The following is a 25,894-nucleotide window of genomic DNA, read 5'->3' as shown; positions in this document are numbered from 1 at the left end:
ACAGGCACTACCCGTGCTGCGTTATCTGGTAGTGCCGGCCGCTGGCCGGCAACCCCATGAACCGCGATGCGGTCAGATCAACCCTTCACCGGCCAGCGTACGCAGCCCATCCTCGTCGAGGATCTCCACCACGTTCAGGTGGGGCAGGGCGATCAACCCCTGCTGGCGCAGCTTGGTGAAGGTACGGCTGACCGTTTCCATGGTCAGGCCCAGATGGTCGGCGATATCGCCGCGGCCCATCGGCAGCGATACGCGCAGGCCGTCGCCGCCCAGCTTGGCCTCGCGCGCGGCCAGGCGCAGCAGGAAATCGGCCAGCTTCTCGGCCGGCTGCAGGCGCGCCAGTGCCAGCGCGGCGTCCTGCGCGGCATCCAGTTCCTGGCAGGCACGCTGTAGCAGCTTGCGCTCCAGGTGCGGGAAACGGCTGCGCAGTGCCTTCATCTGTGGCAGCGCGACGCGGCAGACGCGGCTGTCGGCGATGGCCTCGATGTCGTAGCGATGGTGGTCGCTGCCGCTCAGGCCCAGGTAGTCGCCGGGCAGCACGAAGCCGTTGATCTGGCGGCGGCCGTCGGCCAGGGTGCGCACCAGCCGCAGTGCGCCGCCGGTCAATGTATAGACATGGTCGCGCTCTTCACCGGTGCGGGCCAGCGTGCTGCCCATGCTGACCTGCTGCGAGACGGTGACCTGCTCCAGCGCCTGCACTTCATCGGGCGACAGCGCCGAGCACACCGCAAGGTGGCGAACCGAGCAGTGCAGGCAGTCCAGCGTGGTGCAGGACGGCGAGGCGGGATCGTTGGTGGCGGGCGGAGCGCCGGAAGGCCGTGACATGTTGCGGGGGGCGTATCGCGGGCGGGGAGGGCCTTATGATACTTCAAGCGGCCGTTCGACCCTGCCCGTGGCGGGGGCGCTAGAATGTCGCCCCCTCCCACGTCCCGTTCCAGCAGGAGTTCCGCCCGTGATCAAGCCCCGTACCCCGCCCGGCACCTTTGAACTGCTGCCGCGCGAGCAGATTGCGTTCCAGCGCATGCTGGACGTCATCCGCCGCAACTACGAGCGCTTCGGGTTCCTGCCGGTGGAGACGCCGGTGTTCGAGCTGTCCGACGTGCTGCTGACCAAGTCCGGTGGCGAGACCGAGCGCCAGGTGTACTTCGTGCAGTCCACCGGCGCGCTGGCGAACGCGGCCGAGTCGGGCGATCGCTCGCTGCCGGAAATGGCGCTGCGCTTCGACCTGACCGTGCCGCTGGCACGCTACGTGGCCGAGCACGAACACGAACTGACCTTCCCGTTCCGCCGCTACCAGATGCAGCGCGTCTACCGCGGCGAGCGCGCCCAGCGCGGCCGGTTCCGCGAGTTCTACCAGTGCGACATCGATGTGATCGGCAAGGACAGCCTGAGCGTGCGTTACGACGCCGAAGTGCTGGCGGTCATCCATGCGGTGTTCTCGGAATTGCGCATCGGTGACTTCAGCATCCAGCTGAACAACCGCAAGCTGATGCGCGGCTTCTTTGAAAGCCTGGGCGTGGCCGAGGGTGAGCGCCAGCTGGCGGTGCTGCGCGAAGTGGACAAGCTGGACAAGCGCGGCGCCGACTACGTGCGCGAGACGTTGGTGGGCGAGGGCTTCAACATCCCGGCAGAACAGGTCGAGAAGATCCTGGCGTTCGTCGCCGTGCGTTCGCAGGGCCATACCGATGCACTGGCGCAGCTGGCCACGCTGGAAGCCGATGCGGGTTCTTCGGAGGTCCTGCGTACTGGCGTGGCGGAACTGCGCGAAGTGTTGCAGCTGGTGCAGGCGCTGGGCGTGCCGGAAACCGCGTACTGCCTGAATTTCTCCATCGCCCGCGGCCTGGACTACTACACCGGCACCGTCTACGAGACCACGCTGACCGATCACCCGCAGATTGGCTCGATCTGCTCGGGCGGCCGCTACGAAGACCTGGCCAGCCACTACAGCAAATCCAGGCTGCCGGGCGTCGGCATTTCCATCGGTCTGTCGCGCCTGTTCTGGCAGCTGCGCGAGGCCGGCCTGATCGACGGCATCGAAGCCAGCAGCGTACAGGCGCTGGTGGCGCTGATGGACGAGCAGGGCATGCCGCAGTCGCTGGACATCGCGCGCCGCCTGCGTGCCGGTGGCATCAACACCGAAGTGCAGATGGAGCCGAAGAAGATCGGCAAGCAGTTCCAGTACGCGGCCAAGGCCGGCATCCGCTTCGTGGTGCTGGCCGGTGAAGACGAGCTGGCGCGTGGCGTGGTGGCGGTGAAGGACCTGCTGCGCGAGCAGCAGTTCGAAGTGTCGCGCGACGAGCTGGCCAGCACCCTGCTGGTGGAGCTGGAGCAGTCCAAGGCAATGGTGTGAAGCCGGCCGCCGCAGGGGTACTCACCGTGCTCCTGCTGGCGGGCTGCCAGAGTGATCCGGTGCTGCGCAGTGCCCGGACGGGCCCGGCACAGTATCGGTTGCAGGTTGACCGCTGCCACGTCATCGACCGTGCGCAGCTTGAGGCTGACCTGCAGGCCTTGGCTTTGCGGAAGTGCCCGGCGGGCGCAGGGGCGTTGCAGAACATCCAGTCCCTGCCGAGCCGGCAGGGCAGCCTGTTCGGCGAATGCCTGCGGCGCGGGGCGCTGCAGGCGGAAGTGCGCTGCCACCCCTGAGTCGGGCCAGGTTGTTGATTTGAAAGAAGAACGCCCGCCTTTTGGTGGGCGTTCTGCGTTCTAGGGCGAACAGCAGTCGAGCATGGCTCGACTCTACAAAAGCCGGTTTCGATCCGACCCACGCCGTTCTGAAAGATCGCGGGAAACTGTCGAAGGCGGGGTGGGGCTGGTGGCAGGGGTGTGAGCGGCATGGATGCCGCGACCAAGCCCCCATGGACGGGTTTACGGCGTCCCCTGCCACCGGACCCTGCCCGCCAACGCTCAGGAAACCGGCTTTTGCTGTTGCTCTGGCTCTTGCCTCTGCGGGTGCAGGGCAGCAGCCCTGCCGTCCCCTCAATCCTCGATTTGACGCACTGCGCAAGAATGCGTTAATGTACTAACGCGCTATTACATTGATGCATGGATATGACCCCGTGAAAGCCCGCCCCGAGATTGCCGCCAAAGACCCGAAGGCCGACCTGGAAGCCCTGGCCCAAGCCTTTGCCGCCCTGCGCGAGCCGGAACAGGTCGAAGCCTTCCTGCGTGATCTGTGCACCCCGGCCGAGCTGGAAGCCATGGCTGACCGCTGGAAGGTGGTGCCGCTGCTGCAGCAGGGCGTGCCGTACCGCGAGATTCACGAGCGCACCGGCGTCAGCGTGACCACCACCGGACGGGTGGCACGCACGCTTGAGCATGGCCATCGAGGCTATGCCGCCGCGATCGACCGCCTTGCCTCGCGCTGATCCGCGCCCCGTTCCGAACTTCGAGACATCCCCCATGAGTGCAACCCAGGCAGCGCCGGCACGAGACCGGTTGCGTATCGCCATCCAGAAGAGTGGCCGACTGGCCGAACCCGCGCGCAACCTGCTCAGCGCCTGCGGCCTGAGCTGGCGCGAGAGCCGCGACAAGCTGTTCTGCTACGGCGAATCGCTGCCGGTGGACCTGCTGCTGGTGCGCGACGACGACATCCCCGGCCTGATCGCCGACGGCGTCTGCGATCTCGGCATCGTCGGCCGCAACGAGCTGGACGAACAGGCCGCCGCGCGGCGCCAGATCGGTCTGCCGGATGCCTACCAGGCATTGCGCGGGCTGGGCTTCGGCCAGTGCCGGCTGATGCTGGCGGTGCCCGAGGAATGGCAGTGGCAGGGTCCGGCGCAGCTGGCCGGCACCCGCATCGCCACCAGCTACCCGGCCATCCTCAAGCAGTGGCTGGCCGATCAGGGCGTGGACGCACAGGTGGTCGAGCTGTCCGGTTCGGTGGAAATCGCCCCGCGCCTGGGCACCGCCGACCTGATCTGCGATCTGGTCTCCAGCGGCGCCACCCTGCGCGCCAATCAGCTGACCCCGGTGCACAACCTGCTCGACAGCGAGGCGGTGCTGGCCGGCGCGGTGCGCGCGCCGGATGATGCACGTGCATCGCTGCGCGCGATGCTGCTGCGCCGCCTCGACGGCGTGGTTCAGCGCCAGGACCGCAAGCTGCTGATGTTCCGTGCCAGCGAGGACCGCGTCGACGCGCTGGCGCAGCTGCTGGCCGATGCCGAGCCGTTGGTGCGGTTGCCGGCCGATGGCGGTGCGCTGCGCCTGCAGACCATGTGCCCCGGCCCGCTGAGCTGGCAGCGCATGGAGGAACTCGAGCGCGCGGGTGCGCAGGGCCTGATGGTACTGAGCGTGGAGCGGTCGCTGGCATGAACCGTCTGATCTGGTCCCGACTTGATGAGGCCGCGCGCAGCGCGGCATTGACCCGCCCGGTGCAGACCGTGGCGCAGCAGACCCGCGATGCCGTGGCCGCGCTGATCGCGCAGGTGCGTGCACAGGGCGACGATGGGCTGCGTGCGATCACCGCGCGCTTCGATGGTGTCGAGCTGGCCTCGTTTGAAGTGTCCGAAGCCGAATTCGCTGCGGCCGAAGCCGCCGTCCCGGCCGAACTGCGCCAGGCCATGGTGGACGCCGCCGAACGCATCGGCCGTTTCCACGCCGCCGGCATGGGTACGGGGTATGCGGTGGAAACCGCGCCGGGCGTGGTCTGCGAACGCATGCTGCGTCCGATCGGCCGGGTGGGCCTGTACGTACCGGCTGGCAGCGCGCCGTTGCCGTCCACCGCATTGATGCTGGGCGTTCCGGCGCAGTTGGCCGGTTGCCCGCAGGTGGTGCTGTGCACGCCGCCGCGCGCCGACGGCAGCGCCGATCCGGCAGTGCTGGTAGCCGCCCGCCTGACCGGCGTGCAGCGCGTGTTCAAGCTGGGCGGCGCGCAGGCGATCGCCGCGATGGCCTATGGCACGGCCAGCATTCCGGCCTGCGACAAGCTGTTCGGGCCCGGCAACAGCTTCGTCACCGAAGCCAAGCAGCAGGTCGCACAGGATGGCGCGGCTGCTATCGACATGCCGGCTGGTCCCTCCGAAGTACTGGTGATCGCCGATGCCGGCGCCAATCCGGCGTTCGTCGCCGCCGACCTGCTGTCGCAGGCCGAGCACGGTCCGGATTCGCAGGTACTGCTGCTGACCGACGACGCCGCGATGCTGGCGGCGGTCGAGGCAGAGGTGGAGCGCCAGGTGGCCCTGCTGCCGCGCCAGCAGATCGCGCGACAGGCGTTGTCGGCGTCGCGGCTGATCCAGGTCGATTCGCTGGACGAGGCCTTCGCGATCAGCAACCGCTATGCGCCCGAACACCTGATCCTGGCCTTGCGCGAACCGCGCGACTGGCTGGGCCAGGTGCAGGCGGCCGGCTCGGTGTTTCTGGGCGATTACACCCCCGAAGCGCTGGGCGACTACTGCAGCGGCACCAATCACGTGCTGCCCACTGCGGGTGCCGCGCGCGCCTACAGCGGTGTCAGCGTGGCCAGCTTCCAGAACCTGATCAGCGTGCAGAGCGCCAGCGCTGCAGGGTTGGCGGCAATCGGCGGTTGCGCACGCATCATCGCCAGCGCCGAAGGCCTGGATGCGCATGAGCGTGCGGTTGCGCTTCGCATGGAGGCGGCGGCATGAACGCGGATATCGATGATGTGCTGGCGCTGGTGCGCCCCGATCTGCAGGCCTTTGCCGGCTACAGTTCGGCGCGCAGCGCGGCGGTGCAGGGCGAGGTCTGGTTGAACGCCAACGAGTCGGCCTGGGCCAATCCGGCTGATGCGGCGGGCAACAGCCGGCGCTATCCGGAACCGCAGCCGCTGGCGTTGCGCGAGGGCCTGGCGGCGCTGTACGGCGTGACGCCGCCGCAGCTGCTGATCGGCCGTGGCAGCGACGAAGCCATTGATCTGCTGGTGCGTGCCCTGTGCGTGCCGGGCCGCGATGGCGTGCTGGTCACGCCGCCGGTGTTTGGCATGTACGCGGTCTGCGCGCGCCTGCAGGGCGCCGCACTGATTGAAGTGCCCCTGGTGGATACCGAATACGGCCTGCGTGCCGATCTGGATGCTGTGATCGATACGGCAAAGTCGCGCAACGCCAAGCTGGTGTTCCTGTGCGCACCGTCCAACCCGGCCGGCAGTGACATCGCCCTGGACGAGATCGAGCGCGTGGCCACTGCTCTGCGTGGGCAGGCGCTGGTGGTGGTGGACGAGGCCTATGTCGAATACGCGCAGCGCTCGTCGGCGACCACGTTGCTGACCGCGCACGCCAACCTGGCGGTGCTGCGCACGCTGTCGAAGGCGCACGCACTTGCGGCCGCGCGCATTGGCAGCCTGATCGCTGCTCCGGAGCTGATTGCCGTGCTGCGCCGCTGCCAGGCGCCGTACCCGGTGCCGACCCCGTGCGCCAAGCTGGCCGTGCAGGCGCTGCAGCCGGCCGCACTGGCACGTACCGCCGAGCGCGTGGCCACGGTCATCGCCGAGCGCGAACGCCTTTTCGCTGCGCTGCCGGGCCTGCCTGGCGTTCGTCGCGTGTACCGCTCGTCCGGCAACTACCTGCTGGTCCGCTTCGCTGATGCGCAGGCAGCGTTCGATACCTTGCTGGATGCCGGTGTGGTGGTGCGCGACCAGCGCGCCGCGCCGCAGCTGGGTGATGCACTGCGCATCAGTATCGGCAGCCCCGAAGAGAATGACCGCGTGCTTGCGGCCCTGTCGGCGCGGAGGGCCGCAGCATGACACCAATCCTGTTCATCGACCGCGACGGCACCCTCATCGAGGAGCCGTCCGATTTCCAGATCGACGCCTACGAGAAGCTGCGCTTCGTGCCGCAGGTGATCCCGGCGCTGCTTAAGCTGCGCGATGCCGGCTACCAGTTCGTGATCGTCACCAATCAGGATGGCCTCGGCAGCGACAGCTACCCGCGCGCCAGCTTCGATGGCCCCAACGACCTGATGCTGCAGATCTTCGAAAGCCAGGGCATCACCTTCCGTGACGTGCTGATCGACTCCAGCTGGCCGCAGGACAAGGCGCCGACCCGCAAGCCGGGCATCGGCTTGATGACAGGCTACCTGCAGGACCGCAGCATCGACTGGGCGCGCTCGGGCATGGTTGGTGACCGCATCACCGACCTGCAGTTCGCCGACAACCTCAACATCCGTGGCTTCCAGCTGCGCACCGAACAGTTCGGTGGCGAGTGGGACTGGCCGGGCATCGCCCACGCACTGGCCGACGCGCCACGCACCGCGGTGGTCCAGCGCAACACCAAGGAGACGAAGATCCGCGTTGAACTGGATCTGGACCGTGCCGGTGATGCGCACATTTCCACCGGACTGCCGTTCTTCGACCACATGCTGGAACAGATCGGCAAGCACGGCGGGTTCGCGCTGGACATCCAGGCCGAGGGCGACCTGCACATCGACGAGCACCACACCATCGAGGACACCGGGCTGGCGCTGGGTCAGGCCCTGCGCGAGGCGCTGGGCGACAAGCGCGGCATCGGCCGCTACGGCTTCACCCTGCCGATGGACGAGACCCTGGCCAGCGCTGCGCTGGATTTCAGCGGCCGCCCCTATTTCGTGTTCGAGGGCGAGTTCAAGCGTGAGCGCGTGGGCGATATGCCGACCGAGCTGGTGCCGCACTTCTTCCGTTCGCTGTGCGACGCCAGCGGCCTGAACCTCAACCTGCAGGTGCGCGGCGACAACGACCACCACAAGGTCGAGGCCTGCTTCAAGGCACTGGCGCGCGCGCTGCGCCCGGCATTGGCCCGCCAGGGCAGGGCACTGCCGAGCACCAAGGGGGCGCTGTGAGCGACGTTGCGCTGATCGACGCCGGCGGTGCCAACCTGGGCTCGGTGCGCTACGCATTGGAGCGCCTGGGCGCGACGGTGCGGCTGGTGCGCGACGCCGACAGTCTGGTCGGCGCGCAGCGGGTGATCCTGCCCGGCGTCGGCGCCGCTGGTCCCGGCATGCAGCGCCTGCATGCGCAGGGCCTGGTGGAACCGCTGCAGCGACTGGAGGTGCCGCTGATGGGCATCTGCCTCGGCATGCAGCTGCTGTTCGAGCGGTCCGAGGAGGCCGGCGTCGAGACACTGGGATTGATTCCGGGCGTGGTGCGCAAGCTGGTACCGGCCTGTGGCATCCGTGTGCCGCACATGGGCTGGAACCGCCTGCTCCCGCTGCGCGAATCGCTGCTGCTGCAAGGCGTGCCGGAGCGCGCCAGCGCCTACTTCGTGCACAGCTATGCGGCGCCACTCAATACCCACACTGTTGCTGCCTGCGACCACGGTGGCCTGTTCACTGCCGTGGTGGAGCAGGGGCGTTACTACGGCGCACAGTTCCATCCCGAGCGCTCCGGCGAGACCGGCTCGCTGATGCTGCGCAACTTCCTCGAGGGCACTGCTGCATGAGTTTCATCGTCTACCCCGCGCTGGATATCCGCGATGGCCGCGTGGTGCGGCTGCGCCAGGGCGACTACGCGCAGGAAACCTCCTATGGCGACGATCCGCTGCCGCGCGCACAGGCCTTTGCCGCGCAGGGCGCGCAGTGGATGCACCTGGTCGACCTGGACGCCGCTCGCGCCGGGGGCTACACGCTGGCACCGCTGCTGTCGTCGATCCGCGCGCAGACCACGCTGCAGGTGCAGACCGGTGGCGGCGTGCGCGGCCGCGACGATGTGGCGCGCATCCTCGATGCCGGCGCTGGCCGTGTGGTGGTCGGCTCACTGGCGGTGCGTCGTCCGGATGAAGTGGTCGGCTGGCTGGAGGAGTTCGGTGCCGAGCGCATCACCATCGCGCTGGATGCTCGTCAGGACGCGCAGGGCCAATGGCAATTGCCGGTGCATGGCTGGACCGAGAACGCCGACGTGACCCTGGATGATCTGGCCCGGCGCTATGCGCGTGCGGGTATGCGCCACCTGTTGTGCACCGACATTGCCCGCGACGGCATGCTGGCTGGGCCCAACATCAGCCTCTACCAGCACCTGTCGGCGCTGCTGCCGGGCGTGGCGGTGCAGGCCTCCGGTGGCATCCGTGACGTGGCCGATGTGGCCGAGGCGCGTGCCGCCGGCTGCGGTGGCGCGATCCTCGGCAAGGCACTGCTGGAGCAGCGAATGGACCTGGCGGAGGCGCTGGCATGTTGAGCCGTCGCATCATTCCGTGCCTGGACGTGCGTGATGGCCGCGTGGTCAAGGGTGTGCGCTTCCGCGACCACGTCGACATGGGCGACATCGCCGAGTTGGCGCAGCGCTATCGCGACCAGGGGGCGGACGAGCTGGTGTTCTATGACATCGGCGCCAGCCCCGAGGCGCGTTCAGTCGACGTTGCGTGGATCGAGCGCATCGCGCGGTTGATCGATATTCCGTTCTGCGTGGCCGGTGGCATCGACAGCGTGGAAACCGCGCGCCGCGTGCTGTTCGCCGGTGCCGACAAGGTGTCGATCAACTCGCCGGCGCTGGGCCGCCCGGAGCTGATCAGCGAGTTGGCAGACGAGTTTGGCGTGCAATGCGTGGTGGTCGGTGTCGACTCGGTTCGCGAGGCGGATGGCCAGTGGCGGGTGCGCCGCTTCAGCGGCGACCCGGACAAGACCCAGGCGGTACCGCTGCGGACCCTGGACTGGATCGTCGAAGCACAACGACGTGGCGCTGGCGAGATCGTGCTGAACTGCATGGACAGCGATGGCGTACGCCGTGGCTACGATGTCGTGCAGCTGCAGCAGGCGCGGGCCCTGTGCCAGGTGCCGCTGATCGCCTCCGGCGGTGCCGGTGCGATGGAGCACTTTGCCGAGGCCTTCGACCAGGCCGACGTCGACGGCGCGTTGGCGGCCAGCGTGTTTCACAGCGGCGCCATCGCCATTCCGGAATTGAAGCGCTACCTGCGCGGACAGCAGATCGAGGTGCGGGATGTCTATTGAAGTGAAGCCGTCACTGGATGCGCTGCAGGCGCTGGACTGGGGCAAGGGCGACGGCCTGCTGCCGGCGGTGGTGCAGGATGCCGACACCCTGCAGGTGCTGATGCTGGGCTATGTCAGTGCCGATTCGCTGGCGGCCACGCTGGCCATCGGTCACATGACCTTCTTCAGCCGCAGCAAGCAGCGGTTGTGGACCAAGGGCGAGCAGTCCGGCAACGTGCTGGTGGTGCAGTCGATCAGCGTCGACTGTGATGCCGACACCCTGCTGGTGATTGCACGCCCGGCCGGGCCAACCTGCCACACCGGCGCGGAGAGCTGTTTCGACGGGGCACCGAAGGACTTCCTGGGTGGGCTGGGCCAGCTGGTGGCGATGCGTGAGGCGCAGCGCCCGCCGGGCAGCTACACCACCAGCCTGTTCGAGGGCGGCATCCGCCGCATCGCGCAGAAGGTGGGCGAGGAGGGCGTGGAGACCGCCTTGGCGGCGGTGGCGCAGGATGACGAGGCGTTGCTGGGCGAGGCCTCGGACCTGCTGTATCACCTGCTGGTGCTGCTGCGCGCGCGCGGGTTGTCGCTGGATGATGCGCGGGCGGTGCTGGAAAAGCGCCATCGTTGAACAGCGGTAGTGCCGGCCGCTGGCCGGCAACCTCATGATCGTCGGGCATCGGCTGGTTGCCGGCCAGCGGCCGGCACTACCGGCAATGCGCCACAGCGTGCGCGATGTCATCAACGGAATCTACAATAGGCGGTCTTTCTTTCCCGGACCGCCCATGAAACTGCCTGCCGCCTGGCTGTGCTGCCTGTTGCTGACCTCGCCGGCCTGGGCCGCGGACACCGTGGTCAGCGGCAAGGTCTATCTGGAGCGCGACGGCAGGCCCGGGCGCGGTGCGACCGATCCGGGTCTGGCCGGGGTGCAGGTTTCCAACGGCGAGACCATCGTCAAGACGGCCGCCGACGGCAGCTACAGCCTGCCGGTGCGTGACGGCCAGACCGTGTTCGTGATCAAGCCTGATGCCTACGCATTCCCGAAGGCCACCGATGGCCTGCCTTCGTTCTGGCGCCACTACCGCCCGAACGGTTCACCGACACTGAAGTACGGTGGCATCGCGGCGACCAGCGACGTCACCCGCAACTGGGATTTCGCCCTGCAGTCGGATCGCCATGACAGCCGCCGTGGTTTCCAGATGCTGGTGTTCACCGATTCGCAGACCGCCAGCCTGAAGGACATCGGCTACTACCAGCAGTCGATCGTGGCGCCGCTGGTTGGCCAGACCAGGGCGCGCATGGGCACCACCCTGGGTGACATCGTCAACGACGACCTGACCCTGTACCCGGCGATCAACAAGGTCACCACCGCGCTTGGCGTGCCGTGGTTCCACGTGCCGGGCAACCACGATCTCGACTTCGATGCGGCCAGCGACGAACACTCGCTGGACAGCTGGCGCAACATCTACGGCCCGGACACCTACGCGGTGGAAGAGGGTGGCGCCAGCTTCGTGTTCCTGGACGACGTGGTCTACGACCCCAAGGCCAAGCCGAAATACATCGGCGGCCTGCGCGAAGACCAGTTCGCTTTCCTCGCCAGCTACCTGAAGGGCCTGCACAAGGACCGCCTGCTGCTGCTGGGCATGCACATCCCGCTGTTCGACGCGGCGCCGGGGCGCGAGACCTTCCGTCACGCCGACCGCCAGCGCCTGTTCGACCTGCTGAAGGACTTCCGCAACGTGCTGGTGCTCAGCGGCCACAGCCACACCCAGCAGCACGTCTACCACGGCAAGGCCGAGGGCTGGAACGGTGACAAGCCGCTGCACGAATACAACGTCGGTGCCAACTGTGGTGCGTTCTGGTCGGGCGTCAAGAATACCGCCGGCGTGCCGGACAGCACCATGAGCGACGGCACGCCGAAGGGCTATGCATTGCTCGACGTGGCCGGCAACGGCAGCTATCGCCTGCAGTACCGCGTGGCCGGCAAGCCGGCCAGCGAGCAGATCGGCCTGCATGCGCCGAAGGTACTGCGCCAGGGCGCCTATCCGGCGTGGGGTGTCTACGCCAACGTCTACATGGGTGAGGACGCCAGCGTGGTCGAGTACCGCGTCGATGGCGGCGCCTGGCAGCCGATGAAGCAGGTCAGCCAGCCCGATCCGCGCCTGATGGTGGAGAACGTGGCCGATGATCTGGCCAACAGCCTGCGCGGCTACGACCGTTCGCCGGAGGCCACTGCGTCGCCGCACCTGTGGCGGGGCGCGCTGCCGACCGACCTGGCAACAGGCAGCCACAAGGTCGAAGTACGCTCCACCCAGCCTGATGGTGCAGTGTTCACCGCCACCACCAGCTACAGCCTGCAGACTGCCCAGCCCTGACACCGCGCACCAGCGCTCCAGCGAAAGGACCCCGCATGGATATCCGCTTCATGGCCGGCACCACGCCGGTGACCCTCAGCCGCCACTGGTTCACCGGCGCGATGCTGCTGCAGAGCGCCACCGAGAAGGTCTGGGTGCAGCACCCGCTGCATCCGGGCACCCACTTCTCGTTCTCGCTGGTACAGTCGTGGCTGCGTCACATCGCCGGCCACGAAGTGCTGGTCGAGCGCACCCGGCCGCTGTTGTTCGCCGGCTTCCGCCCGCAGCGCCTGCGCGTGCTGGTGGATGGCGTGCAGGTGGCCGAACAGGAAGGCATGTAGACCAACCTGAACCATCGGCGCGCTAGGCAAAGCCGCCCCGATGCCTGAGAATCGGGGCGATTCAATCGATCCAAGCAGGCCAGCGTGACCATCGCAGCAGCGTCCCCGGTTTCCTCCGACTCCGCCCGCGGCGGTCTTCCGCGCCATCTGGTCGTTGCCGATGTCGGCGGCACCTTCGCCCGCCTGGCCTTGGCTGAGACCCAACCCGGCCAGGCGCCGCGGCTGGGCAGCCATCGCACCTATGCCTGCGCCGAGCACCCCAGCCTGGCCGCGATCCTGGCCGATTTCACCAGTGGCCTCGGCCAGCCGGTGCAGACCGCGGTGGTGGCCATCGCCGGCCTGCTCGATGGCGATGTGCTGATCAATGCCAACCTGCCGTGGACAGTCTCGCTGTCGACCACGCGCGAACAGTCCGGCCTGCGCGAACTGCAGCTGATCAATGATTTCGAAGCGGTGGCGCTGGCCATCCCGTACCTGCAGCCCGAAACCCTGGTGCCGCTGAACGGCGACGCCGATCCGGCGCAGGCCTTCCCGGCGCTGGTGCTGGGTGCCGGTACCGGCCTGGGCGCCGCGCTGCGTTTCGCCGATGGCGAGCGCCCGGTGCTGGCCAGCGAGATCGGTCATGCCGCGCTCGGCGCCGGCAACACACTGGAGTTGCAGGTGCTGGGGAAGCTGCTGCAGCGCTGGCCGCACGTGGACAACGAGCGCGTGCTGTCCGGTAGTGGCCTGATGAACCTGTACCCGTGCCTGTGCGAGCTGCGCGGTGCCACCCCGGTGTGGACCAGCACCGAAGCGCTGATCGGCGCGGCGCGCAGCGGCGAGGATGCACTGGCGGTGGAAACGCTGCAGGTCTTCTGTGCCTGGCTGGGCAGTCTGGCCGGCGACGCGGCGATCGCCGTCGGCGCGCGCTCGGTGTACCTGGCCGGGGGCATTTCCGCGCATGTGCAGGATTTCCTGGCCGATGGCCGCTTCCGTGAGCGCTTCCTCAACAAGGGCGTGCTGACCGAGGTGCTGCGCCAGGTGCCGGTGTGGCGCGTGGAGCATGGCCAGCTGGGCGTGCTCGGTGCAGCGGTCTGGCACGCCGCACGGCAGCCCACGCACGACTGATCGGCAGGGCCGGCATCGGGCCGGCCCTGCATTGCAGACTGGGAGGGGACGATGGTGGATCGCAGGCAGTTACTGCAGGCCGGTGCGCTGGCCGCAGGCATGGCGGCATTGCCGGGCGTGCAGGCGCGCACGCAGGGTGGGGCCAAGGTGGTTTCCACATGGGATTTCGGCGTGCCAGCCAACCAGGCTGCATGGAAGGTGCTGGCAGGCGGCGGTAGTGCACTGGATGCGGTGGAAGCAGGCGCACGCTGGGCCGAGAGCGAGCTGTGCAACCCCACCGTCGGCCATTGCGGCAACCCGGATCGCGACGGCGTGCTGAGCCTGGATGCGAGCATCATGGATGGCGATGGCCGTTGTGGTGCGGTGGCGGCGCTGGTCGACATCCTGCATCCGGTGTCGGTGGCGCGCAAAGTGATGGAGAACAGCCCGCACGTGCTGCTGGTGGGCGAGGGCGCGCAGCAGTTCGCGGTGCAGCAGGGTTTCGAGCGCAAGCACCTGCTGACGCCGCAGGCCGAAGCGGCCTGGCGCGAGTGGCTGAAGACCGAGAAGTACCAGCCGCAGATCAATGCCGAGCGCCGTGGCATTCCCGGCAACAGCGACAACCACGACACCATCGGCATGCTGGCACTGGATGCCAATGGCCATCTGGCCGGTGCCTGCACCACCAGCGGCATGGCGTGGAAACTGCACGGTCGCGTTGGCGACAGTCCGATCATCGGTGCCGGCCTGTACGTCGACAACGACGTGGGCGCGGCCACTGCTTCGGGCGTGGGTGAAGAGATGATCCGCAACGCCGCCTCGTTCCTGGTGGTCGAGCTGATGCGCCAGGGGCGCTCGCCGGCGCAGGCCTGCCGCGAAGCGATCGACCGCGTGGTGCGCAAGCGCCCGGAAGCGAGCAAGACACTGCAGGTCTGCTTTCTGGCCATGAACAAGCAGGGCGAGGTCGGCGCTTACGCGCTGCATCGCGGCTTTGTCTACGCGGTCTGCGATGGGCAGCGCCAGGATGACCTGCGCGACTCGCCATCGATCTACACGAGCACCCAGACGTGAGCACGCGGCTCACCCTGGAGATCGCCAGCAATTCGCTGGCATCGGCGCTGGCCGCGCAGGCCGGCGGTGCCGACCGCATCGAGCTGTTCGACAACCTGGCCGAAGGCGGCACCACACCGTCGTTCGCCAGCATTGCGATTGCCCGCGAACGCCTGTCGATTCCGCTGTTCGTGCTGGTGCGGCCGCGCCCGGGCGACTTCCACTACGACGGGCTGGAAGCCGAACTGATGCTGCGTGACATCGCGCAGTGCCGCGCACTGGGCTGCGATGGCGTGGTGATCGGCGCGCTGGATGTACAGGGCGGGATCGACGTGGCGCTGTGCCGCGAGCTGGTGCAGGCTGCCGGGCCGTTGCAGGTGACCTTCCACCGTGCCTTCGATGCCGCCCGCGATCTGCCGGCGGCGCTGGAGCAGGTGATCGGGCTGGGTTGCCAGCGCGTGCTGACCTCGGGCGGTCAGGTCAGTGCCGAGGCGGCTGCCGATGTGCTGGCAGGCCTCGTTACCCAGGCAGCAGGCCGCATTACGGTGATGGCTGGTGCCGGATTGGCACCGGGCAACATCGCTACCGTGGCAAGGCAGACCGGCTGCACCGAACTGCACGCCTCGGCCAAGGGCCTGCGCCGCTCGGCGATGCAGTTCCAGAACCCGGCTTTGCGAGGGCTGGACCCGGACTGGAGCCAGACCGCCACCGCCACCGTAGCCGCGCTGCGGCAGGCGCTGGACGCCTGATCGCAAGCCCCGGGTCGGATCCTTTCGCAGAAGGGCTCTGACCCCATCTGGATGCAGTCGGGTCAGAGCCCCTCCGTGAGGGGATCCGACCCCGTACGCCGGCCCGCCACGGACAAAATAGTTCCGCGCACGATTGTCGCGATCGTGTCATTGACGTGTGCTCCGTCTTCTCAGCGATGTTTCGCAACCCGTTGATTGTTTTGGATACCTGCAGCCGATAACGGCATTACGCCACGTGTTGCTGCGTCGCCGCATGCCGGGCGTGGTTCAGCTGTGCTTTAGTTTGGATCGATCCACAGGGGAGGGTGTCGGGACGGTCTTGAACCGATCCAGGTGCCCGGATCAGCCGTAGTGCCGCGCCACCACCCGTCCGTGCGTCCACACTTTCGAAGAGCAACCACCCATGGCTCAGATCGTCCGCAAGCGTCGCCACCTGCTGTCCCAGGCCTTGGTCCTGGCCCTGTTGCCCCTGGCGGCCAGCGCGCAGGAGGCCGCCAGTTCGTCCACCAAGGATCTCGACGCGGTCACCGTCACCGGTTCGCGCATCAAGCGCGCCAGCGTTGAAGGCCCAGCGCCGGTCAACGTGATCACCGCCGCACAGATCCAGAAGGAAGGCTTCGTCAGCGTTTACGACGCACTGAAGACGCTCACTGAAGCCACCGGTACCGTCGAGGCGGCCTCGCAGTGGGGTTCGCACACGCCCAATGCCAGCGGCCTGAACCTGCGCGGGATGGGCCCGAACCGTTCGCTGCTGCTGGTCAACGGGCGTCGCGTAGCGGACTACCCGCTGCCCTACGGTGGCGAAACCAACTTCTCCAACTACGGCAACATTCCCGCTGCCGCGGTGGAGCGCATCGAAGTGCTGACCGGTGGCGCCTCGGCCATCTATGGCTCGGATGCGATCGCCGGCGTGGTCAACGTCATCCTGAAGACGAATTACGACGGCGACGAAGTGCGCGTGCGCGGCGGCACCTCCACCGAAGGAGGTCGCGATACCTGGGATCTGTCCTGGGCCGGCGGCAAGACCGGCGACAACTGGAGCGTGACCTACGCGCTGCAGTACACCAAGCGCGATCCGCTGTTCGGACGTGACCGTCCGCAGATGGACGATGCCGACGATGCGCCGTACCCGTCCTGGAACATGGAACAACGCAAGGTCGGCTTCCGTCCCACCGCCGGCCTGGCGCTGATCGATCCCACCACCGGCCAGCGCCTGGCGCCGCCCACCGGCACCTGCGAGAAGTTCGATGGCGAGTACTACACCGCCGATCGCCTGGTTTACAACTACGCCGCCAACACCATCAGCAACACCGGCCGCCTGTGCGGCATGAGCGCCGACTACGCCAACTGGCTGCTCACCGGCGGTGCCGAGAACGTGTCCGGCAACCTGTATGCCACCTTCGATTTCAGCAATGACCTGCAGGCCTGGACCAACCTGGCGGTGTACCGCTCCGAAGCGATCTGGGGCACCAATCCGCCCGGCGTGTCGCTGATCGACGATGACAACGGCTACTACTGGGATGCCAACCGCAACCGCCCGATCCTCGGCGTGCGCCAGTTCACCCCGAACGAGGTGGGCGGCCTGGATACGCTGCGTAACACCAACCGCGAACTGTCCTGGGACTGGAGTGCGGGCCTGCGTGGTCGCCTGGCCGATCGCTTCGACTGGAGCGCCACGGTGGGGCGTTCCTACTACCGCGTTGAAGAGCGGCAGAACGTGGTCGACAAGCAGAAGTCGTACGACTATTTCCTAGGCCCGAAGCTGGGCACTACCGCCGACGGCGAGGCGATCTATGCGTTGAACGAATCGCGCTGGTGGAACCCGCTGACGCCGGATCAATACTGGCAGATGGGCACCGTGGCGAAGAACCGTGCGTCCTCATGGGTCAATCAGGCTTCGGCGGACATCACCGGCGAGCTGTTCCAGGGCTGGGCCGGCCCGATCTCGTTCGCGGCGGTGGCCGAAGTCGCGCAGCAGGGCTATCACCTCAGTCCGGATCCGCGCGCCGGCAACGATTTCGACCTGCAGAACGTCGATCGCGGTGGCGGCGAGCGTACCCGCTATTCGGCCGGCGTCGAGTTCAAGATCCCGCTGCTGGAAAGCGTGACCGCCACTGCGGCCGCGCGCTATGACCGCTATGGCAGCTACAAGGCTGACAACAGCGGCGAAGCGCTGGACATCGGCAGCCAGAAGGAGACCACCTGGAATGTCGGCCTGGAATGGCGCCCGGTGGAGTCGCTGCTGGTGCGTGGCTCCTATGCCACCAGCTTCCATGCGCCGGACATGCACTACCTGCTGGGCCAGCCCAGCAGCTCCGAAGTGCAGACCTATGACCGCCTGCGCTGCATCCAGAGCGGCGCGTACCTGGTCAACAACTGTGGCGTGGGCAATACCGATGTCTGGTACACGTTCGACGTGAACCGGCGTGGCACGCCGCTGCTGCGCTCGGAGACCGGTGATTCGTGGACGGTCGGTTTCGTCTGGGATGTGATGCCCAATCTGTCGGTCAGTGCCGACTACTGGGCAATCAAGCTGGAAGACATGATCGTCGACGTTGGCGCCGACGAGGTGCTGGCCAGCGAAGCGGGCTGCCTGACCGGCAAGAACATGGACGGTACGCCGTGGGCCAATCCGGCCGGTGGCGAGTACTGCGCCGGCATCCTGGCCCGCGTGAACCGTGACAGCAACGGTCGCCTGGTATCGATTGAACGTGGCCCGTTCAACCTGGCCAGCCGCGAAGTGCGCGGCATCGACCTGACCGCGCGCTACCGCCTGGAAACCGCGCAGTGGGGCAGCTTCCAGCTCGGCCTGAACTACACTAATCAGATCTCGACCAAGGAACAGCGTTACGCCAACGATCCGAACCCGGAGCGTCGTGACCGTGACCTGCGCAGCAAGCTGCGCGCTAGCCTGGCCTGGCAGCGTGGCAACTGGAATGCCAACGTCTATGCCGATCGCATCGGTTCGGTGCCGGGCGTGCGCTACCACTGGGGCACCGATCGCCTGAACAATCCTGGCGGCTGCCTGCCGTTCGCCGATGGTTACGTGCCCAGCGACAGCCCGTCGCTCAACTGCCTGGAGCCGGCCACGCGTCCGGACGGCTCGCCGAATCCGAATCCCAATGCCGGCCAGCAGACAGCGCGCTACTACGGGCGGGTCGGGCCGTTCATCACCTGGAACTTCAACGTGGGCTACCAGGTGACCGAACGCGCCAAGGTCAATGTCTACGTCAACAACGCGTTCAACTCGGCCAGCTGGAACCACAAGGACCCGTACAAGCTGGACTACGATTTCGCCCCGACCCGCCTGCTCGGCGCGGTTGGCCGCGAGTTCGCGCTGGAGTACGTGTTCACCTTCTGAGGTGGACGGCGGGCGGTACGCCGGGCATGGCCCGGCGCTACCGGCTGGACGGGGTGGCTGGATTTGACCTTCCCACGATGGCAAGGTTTAGCCTGTCCGCATCCAGAAGGAACCCCGGGAATCCGATCATGAGCACGCCCCGCGCCACTGCAGTCCCCGCAAGCCCGTCCACCATCAGCCTGCCCATCGAGGGCATGACCTGCGCCAGCTGCGTCGGTCGTGTCGAAGCGGCGCTGTCCAAGGTCGAGGGCGTCGGCAGTGTTTCGGTCAATCTGGCCACCGAACGTGCGGATATCCGCGCGTCCGGTCCGGTCGATCGCGCCGCGCTGATCCAGGCGGTGGAGCGGGTGGGTTATGACGTGCCGGCCGGCACCATCGAGCTGGCAGTGGAAGGCATGACCTGTGCCTCCTGCGTCGGCCGCGTCGAGCGCGCGCTGCTGGCGGTACCGGGCGTCAGCCAGGCCAGCGTCAACCTGGCCACCGAACGCGCCACGGTGCGCGGCGTGGCCGCTGTGGATGCGCTGGTAGCGGCCATCGACAAGGTCGGTTATGCCGCCCATGCCATCGAAGCGGGCGTTCAGTCCGATGACGAAGCGGCGGAAAAGAAGGATGCCGAGCGCGCCGAACTGAAGCGCGACCTGATCGTGGCCACCGCACTTGCACTTCCGGTGTTCGTGCTGGAAATGGGGTCGCACCTGATTCCCGGCATGCACGAATGGGTGATGGCCACCATCGGCATGCAGACCAGCTGGTACCTGCAGTTCGTACTGACCCTGCTGGTGCTGGCCATTCCCGGCCGCCGTTTCTACCAGAAGGGTTTCCCGGCACTGCTGCGGCTGGCGCCGGACATGAACTCGCTGGTGGCGGTGGGTACCGCCGCAGCGTTCGGTTACTCGGTGGTGGCGACCTTTGCACCGCGGTTGCTGCCGCCGGGCACGGTGAACGTCTACTACGAAGCAGCGGCGGTGATCGTCGCGCTGATCCTGCTCGGCCGCTTCCTTGAGGCGCGCGCGAAGGGCCGTACCTCGGAGGCGATCAAGCGCCTGGTCAACCTGCAGGCCAAGGTCGCGCATGTGATCCGTGACGGCCGCACGACCGAGATCCCGGTCAACGAGGTTCTGAGCGGCGATGTGGTGGAAGTGCGCCCGGGCGAGCGCGTGCCGGTCGATGGCGAGGTGATCGAGGGGCGCAGCTACATCGACGAGTCGATGATCAGTGGCGAACCGATTCCGGTCGAGAAGCAGCCGGGCAGCAGCGTGGTCGGCGGCACGGTCAACCAGAAAGGTGCATTGACCGTGCGTGCCACGGCGGTGGGTGCGCAGACCATGCTGGCGCAGATCATTCGCATGGTCGAACAGGCACAGGGCTCGAAGCTGCCGATCCAGGCGGTGGTCGACAAGGTCACCCTGTGGTTCGTGCCGGCGGTGATGCTGGCCGCACTGGCGACCTTCGCGGTCTGGTTGATCTTCGGCCCATCGCCGGCGCTGAGCTTCGCGCTGGTCAATGCGGTGGCGGTGCTGATCATTGCCTGCCCCTGCGCGATGGGCCTGGCTACGCCGACGTCGATCATGGTCGGAACCGGTCGTGGCGCCGAGATGGGCGTGCTGTTCCGCAAGGGTGAAGCACTGCAGTTGCTGAAGGACGCGCAGGTGGTGGCGGTGGACAAGACCGGCACGCTGACCGAAGGCCGCCCGCGCCTGACCGACCTGGAGATCGCCGACGGCTTTGATCGCGCCACAGTGCTGGCCGCCGTCGCCACCGTGGAATCACGTTCGGAGCATCCGATCGCCCGCGCCATTGTCGATGCAGCCACCGAGCAGGGCATCGCATTGCCGGCCATGGTCGACTTCGAATCGGTCACCGGTATGGGTGTACGCGCCAGCGTGGAGGGTGCGCGTGTGGAGGTCGGTGCTGATCGCTTCATGCGCGACCTGGGCGTGGACATCACTGCATTTGCGGCGCTGGCGGCCGAACTCGGCGCGCAGGGCAAGTCGCCGTTGTACGCGGCCATCGATGGACGCCTGGCAGCGATCATCGCAGTATCCGATCCGATCAAGCCGAGCACGCCGGCCGCGATCGCGGCACTGCACCAGCTGGGCCTGAAGGTGGCGATGATCACCGGCGACAATGCCGGCACCGCGCAGGCGATCGCACGCCAGCTGGGTATCGATGAAGTCGTTGCCGAGGTGCTGCCGGAAGGCAAGGTCGAAGCGGTGCGTCGCTTGAAGGCCACGCACGGCCATGTCGCCTTCGTTGGTGACGGCATCAACGATGCGCCGGCGCTGGCCGAGGCCGATGTCGGCCTGGCCATCGGCACCGGCACCGATATCGCGGTGGAGTCGGCCGATGTGGTGCTGATGTCGGGCAACCTGCAGGGCGTGCCGAATGCCATCGCGCTGTCGAAGGCGACGCTGGGCAACATCCGGCAGAACCTGTTCTGGGCCTTCGCCTACAACACCGCGCTGATTCCGGTGGCTGCCGGCGTGCTGTACCCGGTATGGGGCGTGCTGCTGTCGCCGGTGTTCGCCGCCGGTGCGATGGCGCTGTCCAGCGTGTTCGTGCTGGGCAACGCGCTGCGCCTGCGCCGCTTCCAGGCGCCGATGGCGGATACCCCCGCCGCGAGCCACTGAAGGAGAACCGCATGAACATCGGTGAAGCCGCCAAGGCCTCCAGCGTTTCGGCGAAGATGATCCGCTACTACGAACAGATCGGCCTGATTCCCGCGGCCGATCGCACCGAGTCCGGCTACCGGGCGTACTCGCAGGCGGACATCCACCGCCTGCGTTTCATTCGCCGCGCGCGCGATCTCGGCTTCCAGGTCGCCGAGATCACTGACCTGCTGGGTCTGTGGAATGACACCTCGCGGCATAGTGCCGACGTCAAGCATCTTGCCGAACAGCACATCGCCGACCTGGAGCAGCGTATCGAAAGCATGCGGCAGATGGCCGACACGCTGAAGTCGTTGATCAGCTGCTGTGCGGGCGATGAGCGCCCGGAATGCCCGATCCTGCAGCGGCTGGGCGAAGACGAAGAGACCCTGGCACCGCCGGAGACCGCGAAGACCGGTGCAGTACGGCGCCGCGCGCACAAGCACTGACCTGGGCGTTGCATGCATGAAAAAAACCCGCCCGGTGCAGCTGCACCGGGCGGGTTTTTCGTTGCAGGCGCAGGGTAGGGGATCAGGCCGTACGCGGCGGGAAGCCAGCATCGGTCAGTGCCGCTACGATCTGCGCTTCGCTGGCCGAGGTCTGTACCTGCACGCGACGGCTGGCGGGATCTGCCTGCACGCTGGCCTGCGGATCGACCAGCTCGATCGCCTTGGTCACGCTGCGTGCGCAGCCGCCGCAGGTCATGCCTTCCACGTGGAATTCCATCTGTAGCTCCTTCGGTGCTCTTGGGGTGGCGCCAGTGTGCACCTTCCAACATTGGCAGGGTCAAGCGCAGGGCTGAACCGAAGACAAAGCACCAATGAAAACGGCAGCCACCTGTACCAGCGTGGCTGCCGTGGAGGAACGTCCCCGCCAGGGCGGGGCGTGGGTTGCACCGGGGCAGGCCCGGGCAACCCGGTGTTGCCTTAGAACTTCCAAGTAGCGCCGAAGTACAGCTGGCGGCCTGCGTAGGTATTGGAGATCAGGCGTGCCTTGGTGTCGCTGCCCAGGTGCACGCGCTGCTCGGACTTGGTGGCATTGATCACCGAGGCGGTCAGGGTCCAGTCCGGGGTCAGGTTGTAGGCCACGTTCAGATCCAGCTGGTCATACGGCTCGGTGTAGACGGTGAGGCCATTGTTGAGCCCACCGACAACCTGGCCGCGACGGTTGAACGAGGCGCGCGCGAGGAACTTCTCGTTCTCGTAGAACACCGTCACGTTGGCCTGGTTCTTGGCGCTGCCGACCAGCGGCGAGGAGCCGATTTCCTGCCCGTCCAGAACAATGGAAGCCAGGTTGGTGTCGTTGTAGGTGTAGTTGGCCTGCACGCCGAAGCCGAAATCGAAGGTGTACTGGCCATACAGCTCGACGCCCTGCGAGACACCATCGCGGCCATTGGCCTGGGTCTCGTAGCGCTGCACGTTCACCGCTTCACCGTTGATGACCATCGGCGTGTCGCGCACCACCGGCAGGGTGAAGTTGTCCACGTTCTTGCGGAACAGGCCGACGCCGGCGACCGCGCCCGGCTGGAAGTACCACTCCAGGCCCAGGTCGAACTGGGTGGCCTTGAACGGTTCCAGTTGCTTGTTGCTGCCCTGGCCGACCCAGCCTGCGGTCGATGCGCCACCGGCAACGCGGCGATCATTGACGTACTCTTCGCTGTAGTAGCTCAGTGCGCCCGGTGCTGCGATGTCGGTGTAGCCGGGGCGGGCGATCACCTTCGATGCGGCACCACGCAGCACCAGCGTGTCGGTGATGTCCCAGGCGATATTGAAACTCGGCAGTACGTCAGTGTAGGTGCGATCCACGCCGATCAGGCTGTAGGTCTTGCTCTGCGCCAGATCGTGCGGCAGGCGCACGAAGCCGCTCTCGCAGCTGTAGGTCGGGTAGGCCGCAGCGGCCGGATCGGTGCACGCCATCGGTGCGCCGGATGCGTTGTCCAGGAAGTAGTCGTTGAACTTCTCGATCGAGTCGGAGGACTGCGCGAACTGCTTGGTACGCACCACGCGCACGCCGACATTGCCGCGCACGCGTTCGGTGCGGAAGTTGGCCTGGAAGTAGCCCGAGTAGATCTTCTCGTTGACGTTGTAGACGAAGTCTTCCTCGGTGCGGTTGTGAGAACCACCGTAGGTCTTGTTCAGGTAATCGATGTAGGCCGGGTAGTTGATGCCCGGGAACACGTTGGCATTGAAGCCGCCCGCGATGTTGTTGATCGGATTGGACAGGAAGAAGCCCGGCTGCGCGTCGCCCGCAGTCGGATCGCAGCCACTCTGGTAGCGGCTGTTGTCATAGTCGGCCGGGTCACGGCCCGGGCACACCCAGTAGGTGTTGCCGGTATTGCGGTGGACCTTGCCGTCACGGTACTTGGCGCCGAACTGGATCGAGTCCAGCCAGCCGGACTCGAACAGCTTGGTGACGTCAGCCTGGAAGTAGTTCTGCTTGACCTCGGTGCGCTTCCACGACGAATCGGTCGAGCCGGTGTCGACTTCGGCGATGCCGTTCATCAGCTGCTGCTGCAGGTCGGGCGAGAAGGTGGCCGACGGCGTACCGGTCAGGTCCCAGGCGCTGTACAGGTTGCCCGACAGGTAATCGTTGCCGACCTTGCGGCGCGGCTTGGCCGACATCCGGAAGTTCATCGACGGACCACCTTCGGACCAGGTGCGGCCACCGGTGAACGAGGCCTTCCACAGCGGGCTGATGTCCCAGTCGATGGTCAGGTCAGCGGTCTGCGAGAGTGCCTTTTCCTTGCTGTAGCCACCGGTCAGCTGCGGCGTTGGAACCGTGCAGTCGTCCGGGCCCCAGCCGCCGGGCTTGAGGCCAGCGGCCTTGGCCTGGTCTTCGCTGCAGTAGTAGGTCTTTCCAGCCAGCTTTTCGAACTGGGCGCCGGTAACGGTGTTGCCGCTGGGATCGAAATCCAGGCCGTTGAGCAGGCGGCCGCCCGCCCAGTTTCCATCGCCGTTGAAGCGGGCCATGCTCCATTCCGGAATCTTCAGCATGTTCTGGGTGTAGTCACCCTGCAGCTCGAAGCGGAAGTAGTTGGCCGTCATCGTAACGTTGTCGACCGGCTTGAACTGGAAGGTCAGCTGGCCGCCCTTGCGTTCGCGCTTCTCTTCCTTCACCGCGAAGTTGACCGAGGTCGGCATGAAGAAGTCGCTGTAGTTGCCGCCGGTCTGGTTGTTGAAGCCTGACTTGCCCCACCAGTAGTGGATGCCATCCTGCGCCTGCACGTTGCCATAGGCATCGCGCGCCTTGCCGGCGCCGTACCACTGGTAGTCCTCGGTGCTGGCTTCCATGGTGCGGGTGGTGCGCTTCTGCTGCGTCACGCCGATCAGCACGCCGAAACGCTCGTCCTTGCTGTGCCACGAATACAGGGCCGACGCCTGCGGGTCGATATCGTGGTGGGTATCGGAGGAGGTGCCCTCGAGCGTGACGAAGCCCGAGTTGGATTCCATGTCCAGCGGGCGACGGGTGTGCAGGATGACCGTGCCGCCGATTCCGCCTTCATCGATGCGTGCTTCCGGCGACTTGAACAGCTCGGCGCTGGACAGCATGTTCGACGGCAACAGGGTGTAGTTGAACGAACGGGTGGCTTCGTCGTTGGTTTCCGACGTGGCCACGTAGTTGCCGTTCAACTGGGTCAGGGTCAGGTCGGGTGCCAGGCCACGCACGCTGACGCTCTTGCCTTCGCCGCCACTGCGAGTGATGACCACGCCGGGCACGCGCTGCAGTGCGTCGGCCACGTTCTTGTCGGGGAACTTGCCGACGTCTTCGGCGGTGATCACTTCGACCACGGCGTTGGCGTCGCGCTTCTGCTCAAGGCTCTTTTCAATGGCGTAGCGGTAGCCGGTGACCTGGACGCTGTCCAGGTTGGTGGCTTCCTGCGAGCCGGTGGAAGCGGCCTGCTGCGCGGCGGCGCCAGCCGGAATGACGGCGGCGGCCAAGGCCAGCGCGATGGCCAGCGCCAGTGCGTCCTGGCCATGCGTACGTGTTGAATGCTTCATTCCCATCTCTCCCTCTCTCCTGGATTGATCCGGTGACGTGGCACGGACAACTTGAATCGATCTAATTTGAAGTGACATTGTCGCTATTGCCATGCAGTGGCAGTAGCACCGTGCGCGTGGCCTGGTACGTCCTGTTGCTGCTCCCCCAACTCCCGGCCATCGCAGTGTCGTTCTTGGATCGATCTAAGCGATGGGCGGGCGTTTTTTAGCATGGGTCGCCCGCGGGCGCATGCTGCTCCGCAATATGGTACTGGCGTGGCGAAGGCATGACGGTTTGCTGAAATCAGTGAAATCGTTTTCGTGCGCAGGGGAGGGTGGGGCGGCAGGGCTGCGCCCTGCACCTGCTTGACGCCAAAGCCAAAGCCGAAGCCGAAGCCGAAGCCGAAGCGGCTCTGGGTTTCTGCTGGTTTGGCGGGGCGGTGTGGGCTGGCAGGACACGCCGTAAACCCGTCCATGGGGGCTCG

The 25,894-nt window shown here is 66.8% G+C and carries 22 protein-coding genes; 19 read left to right on the top strand and 3 right to left on the bottom strand.

Annotated features, from left to right (window positions below; genetic code table 11):
* Nucleotides 1-72: 72 nt before the first annotated feature.
* The gene (locus tag R1L06_RS18650; RefSeq protein WP_032127414.1) at nt 73-825 is read right to left on the bottom strand and encodes a Crp/Fnr family transcriptional regulator; all 753 of its coding nucleotides are present in this window, start codon (nt 823-825) and stop codon (nt 73-75) included.
* Nucleotides 826-952: 127 nt separating this feature from the next.
* Here R1L06_RS18650 and hisS point away from each other — a divergent pair, with 127 nt between their 5' ends.
* From hisS to cueR, 19 genes are all read left to right on the top strand, one after another.
* Nucleotides 953-2,350, top strand: a complete 1,398-nt coding sequence (gene hisS, locus R1L06_RS18645) for a histidine--tRNA ligase (RefSeq protein ID WP_317218449.1) — start codon at nt 953-955, stop codon at nt 2,348-2,350.
* Complete coding sequence (locus R1L06_RS18640) at nt 2,347-2,643, top strand: hypothetical protein (RefSeq protein ID WP_317218448.1); 297 nt, start codon at nt 2,347-2,349, stop codon at nt 2,641-2,643. Before hisS ends, R1L06_RS18640 begins: the two co-directional genes overlap by 4 nt.
* 413 nt (nt 2,644-3,056) lie before the next feature.
* Nucleotides 3,057-3,365 (top strand): YerC/YecD family TrpR-related protein, encoded by a 309-nt coding sequence (locus R1L06_RS18635; RefSeq protein WP_088025802.1) that lies wholly within the window; start codon nt 3,057-3,059, stop codon nt 3,363-3,365.
* 34 nt (nt 3,366-3,399) lie between these two features.
* On the top strand, nt 3,400-4,311 hold the full coding sequence (gene hisG / locus R1L06_RS18630; protein ID WP_164081162.1) for an ATP phosphoribosyltransferase: 912 nt from the start codon (nt 3,400-3,402) through the stop codon (nt 4,309-4,311).
* Nucleotides 4,308-5,603: a histidinol dehydrogenase gene (gene hisD / locus R1L06_RS18625; RefSeq protein ID WP_317218447.1), complete on the top strand. Its 1,296-nt coding sequence runs from the start codon at nt 4,308-4,310 to the stop codon at nt 5,601-5,603. Before hisG ends, hisD begins: the two co-directional genes overlap by 4 nt.
* The gene (hisC, locus tag R1L06_RS18620) at nt 5,600-6,694 is read left to right on the top strand and encodes a histidinol-phosphate transaminase (protein WP_317218446.1); all 1,095 of its coding nucleotides are present in this window, start codon (nt 5,600-5,602) and stop codon (nt 6,692-6,694) included. The genes hisD and hisC overlap by 4 nt, the downstream gene beginning before the upstream one ends.
* The gene (gene hisB / locus R1L06_RS18615) at nt 6,691-7,764 is read left to right on the top strand and encodes a bifunctional histidinol-phosphatase/imidazoleglycerol-phosphate dehydratase HisB (RefSeq protein WP_317218445.1); all 1,074 of its coding nucleotides are present in this window, start codon (nt 6,691-6,693) and stop codon (nt 7,762-7,764) included. Before hisC ends, hisB begins: the two co-directional genes overlap by 4 nt.
* Entirely contained in the window at nt 7,761-8,363 is a 603-nt protein-coding gene (gene hisH / locus R1L06_RS18610) for an imidazole glycerol phosphate synthase subunit HisH (RefSeq protein WP_317218444.1), read from the top strand. Before hisB ends, hisH begins: the two co-directional genes overlap by 4 nt.
* A complete protein-coding gene (hisA, locus tag R1L06_RS18605) occupies nt 8,360-9,094 on the top strand; it encodes a 1-(5-phosphoribosyl)-5-[(5-phosphoribosylamino)methylideneamino]imidazole-4-carboxamide isomerase (RefSeq protein ID WP_317218443.1) in 735 nt (244 codons plus the stop codon). The genes hisH and hisA overlap by 4 nt, the downstream gene beginning before the upstream one ends.
* Entirely contained in the window at nt 9,088-9,864 is a 777-nt protein-coding gene (hisF, locus tag R1L06_RS18600) for an imidazole glycerol phosphate synthase subunit HisF (RefSeq protein ID WP_317218442.1), read from the top strand. Before hisA ends, hisF begins: the two co-directional genes overlap by 7 nt.
* Nucleotides 9,854-10,474, top strand: coding sequence for a bifunctional phosphoribosyl-AMP cyclohydrolase/phosphoribosyl-ATP diphosphatase HisIE (gene hisIE, locus R1L06_RS18595; protein ID WP_317218441.1), 621 nt, complete (start codon nt 9,854-9,856; stop codon nt 10,472-10,474). Before hisF ends, hisIE begins: the two co-directional genes overlap by 11 nt.
* Nucleotides 10,475-10,628: 154 nt before the next feature.
* Nucleotides 10,629-12,218, top strand: a complete 1,590-nt coding sequence (locus R1L06_RS18590; RefSeq protein ID WP_317218440.1) for a calcineurin-like phosphoesterase C-terminal domain-containing protein — start codon at nt 10,629-10,631, stop codon at nt 12,216-12,218.
* Between the two features lie 35 nt (nt 12,219-12,253).
* Complete coding sequence (locus tag R1L06_RS18585) at nt 12,254-12,538, top strand: hypothetical protein (protein ID WP_005409434.1); 285 nt, start codon at nt 12,254-12,256, stop codon at nt 12,536-12,538.
* 84 nt (nt 12,539-12,622) lie between these two features.
* The gene (locus tag R1L06_RS18580) at nt 12,623-13,645 is read left to right on the top strand and encodes a glucokinase family protein (protein ID WP_317218439.1); all 1,023 of its coding nucleotides are present in this window, start codon (nt 12,623-12,625) and stop codon (nt 13,643-13,645) included.
* A 51-nt stretch (nt 13,646-13,696) separates the two neighbouring features.
* Entirely contained in the window at nt 13,697-14,695 is a 999-nt protein-coding gene (locus tag R1L06_RS18575) for a glycosylasparaginase (protein WP_317218438.1), read from the top strand.
* Nucleotides 14,692-15,423: a copper homeostasis protein CutC gene (locus R1L06_RS18570; protein ID WP_317218437.1), complete on the top strand. Its 732-nt coding sequence runs from the start codon at nt 14,692-14,694 to the stop codon at nt 15,421-15,423. The genes R1L06_RS18575 and R1L06_RS18570 overlap by 4 nt, the downstream gene beginning before the upstream one ends.
* A 403-nt stretch (nt 15,424-15,826) precedes the next feature.
* On the top strand, nt 15,827-18,784 hold the full coding sequence (locus tag R1L06_RS18565; protein WP_317218436.1) for a TonB-dependent receptor plug domain-containing protein: 2,958 nt from the start codon (nt 15,827-15,829) through the stop codon (nt 18,782-18,784).
* A gap of 128 nt (nt 18,785-18,912) precedes the next feature.
* Complete coding sequence (locus R1L06_RS18560; RefSeq protein ID WP_317218435.1) at nt 18,913-21,414, top strand: heavy metal translocating P-type ATPase; 2,502 nt, start codon at nt 18,913-18,915, stop codon at nt 21,412-21,414.
* 11 nt (nt 21,415-21,425) lie between these two features.
* Entirely contained in the window at nt 21,426-21,881 is a 456-nt protein-coding gene (gene cueR / locus R1L06_RS18555) for a Cu(I)-responsive transcriptional regulator (RefSeq protein ID WP_006363367.1), read from the top strand.
* A gap of 82 nt (nt 21,882-21,963) precedes the next feature.
* Here the strand turns inward: cueR and R1L06_RS18550 are convergent, their stop codons facing one another.
* Together R1L06_RS18550 and R1L06_RS18545 are read right to left on the bottom strand one after the other, a co-directional pair.
* A complete protein-coding gene (locus tag R1L06_RS18550) occupies nt 21,964-22,158 on the bottom strand; it encodes a heavy-metal-associated domain-containing protein (RefSeq protein ID WP_021204511.1) in 195 nt (64 codons plus the stop codon).
* A 200-nt stretch (nt 22,159-22,358) separates the two neighbouring features.
* Nucleotides 22,359-25,436, bottom strand: coding sequence for a TonB-dependent receptor (locus R1L06_RS18545; protein ID WP_125892809.1), 3,078 nt, complete (start codon nt 25,434-25,436; stop codon nt 22,359-22,361).
* Nucleotides 25,437-25,894: the final 458 nt, after the last annotated feature.

It is taken from the genome of Stenotrophomonas mexicanensis (assembly GCF_032911605.1).
In the GTDB taxonomy this organism is placed as follows: domain Bacteria; phylum Pseudomonadota; class Gammaproteobacteria; order Xanthomonadales; family Xanthomonadaceae; genus Stenotrophomonas; species Stenotrophomonas maltophilia_A.
This window is presented reverse-complemented; position numbering and strand designations above follow the sequence as displayed.

Bases quoted from the DNA above. Each gene is read 5' to 3' on its own strand.
- R1L06_RS18545 (WP_125892809.1), bottom strand. From the start codon at position 25,436: ATGGGAATGAAGCATTCAACACGTACGCATGGCCAGGACGCACTGGCG.
- R1L06_RS18560 (WP_317218435.1), top strand. From the start codon at position 18,913: ATGAGCACGCCCCGCGCCACTGCAGTCCCCGCAAGCCCGTCCACCATC.
- R1L06_RS18650 (WP_032127414.1), bottom strand. From the start codon at position 825: ATGTCACGGCCTTCCGGCGCTCCGCCCGCCACCAACGATCCCGCCTCG.
- hisC (WP_317218446.1), top strand. From the start codon at position 5,600: ATGAACGCGGATATCGATGATGTGCTGGCGCTGGTGCGCCCCGATCTG.
- hisIE (WP_317218441.1), top strand. From the start codon at position 9,854: ATGTCTATTGAAGTGAAGCCGTCACTGGATGCGCTGCAGGCGCTGGAC.
- R1L06_RS18575 (WP_317218438.1), top strand. From the start codon at position 13,697: ATGGTGGATCGCAGGCAGTTACTGCAGGCCGGTGCGCTGGCCGCAGGC.
- R1L06_RS18565 (WP_317218436.1), top strand. From the start codon at position 15,827: ATGGCTCAGATCGTCCGCAAGCGTCGCCACCTGCTGTCCCAGGCCTTG.
- hisG (WP_164081162.1), top strand. From the start codon at position 3,400: ATGAGTGCAACCCAGGCAGCGCCGGCACGAGACCGGTTGCGTATCGCC.
- hisF (WP_317218442.1), top strand. From the start codon at position 9,088: ATGTTGAGCCGTCGCATCATTCCGTGCCTGGACGTGCGTGATGGCCGC.
- hisA (WP_317218443.1), top strand. From the start codon at position 8,360: ATGAGTTTCATCGTCTACCCCGCGCTGGATATCCGCGATGGCCGCGTG.
- R1L06_RS18550 (WP_021204511.1), bottom strand. From the start codon at position 22,158: ATGGAATTCCACGTGGAAGGCATGACCTGCGGCGGCTGCGCACGCAGC.
- hisD (WP_317218447.1), top strand. From the start codon at position 4,308: ATGAACCGTCTGATCTGGTCCCGACTTGATGAGGCCGCGCGCAGCGCG.
- R1L06_RS18590 (WP_317218440.1), top strand. From the start codon at position 10,629: ATGAAACTGCCTGCCGCCTGGCTGTGCTGCCTGTTGCTGACCTCGCCG.
- hisB (WP_317218445.1), top strand. From the start codon at position 6,691: ATGACACCAATCCTGTTCATCGACCGCGACGGCACCCTCATCGAGGAG.
- R1L06_RS18585 (WP_005409434.1), top strand. From the start codon at position 12,254: ATGGATATCCGCTTCATGGCCGGCACCACGCCGGTGACCCTCAGCCGC.
- cueR (WP_006363367.1), top strand. From the start codon at position 21,426: ATGAACATCGGTGAAGCCGCCAAGGCCTCCAGCGTTTCGGCGAAGATG.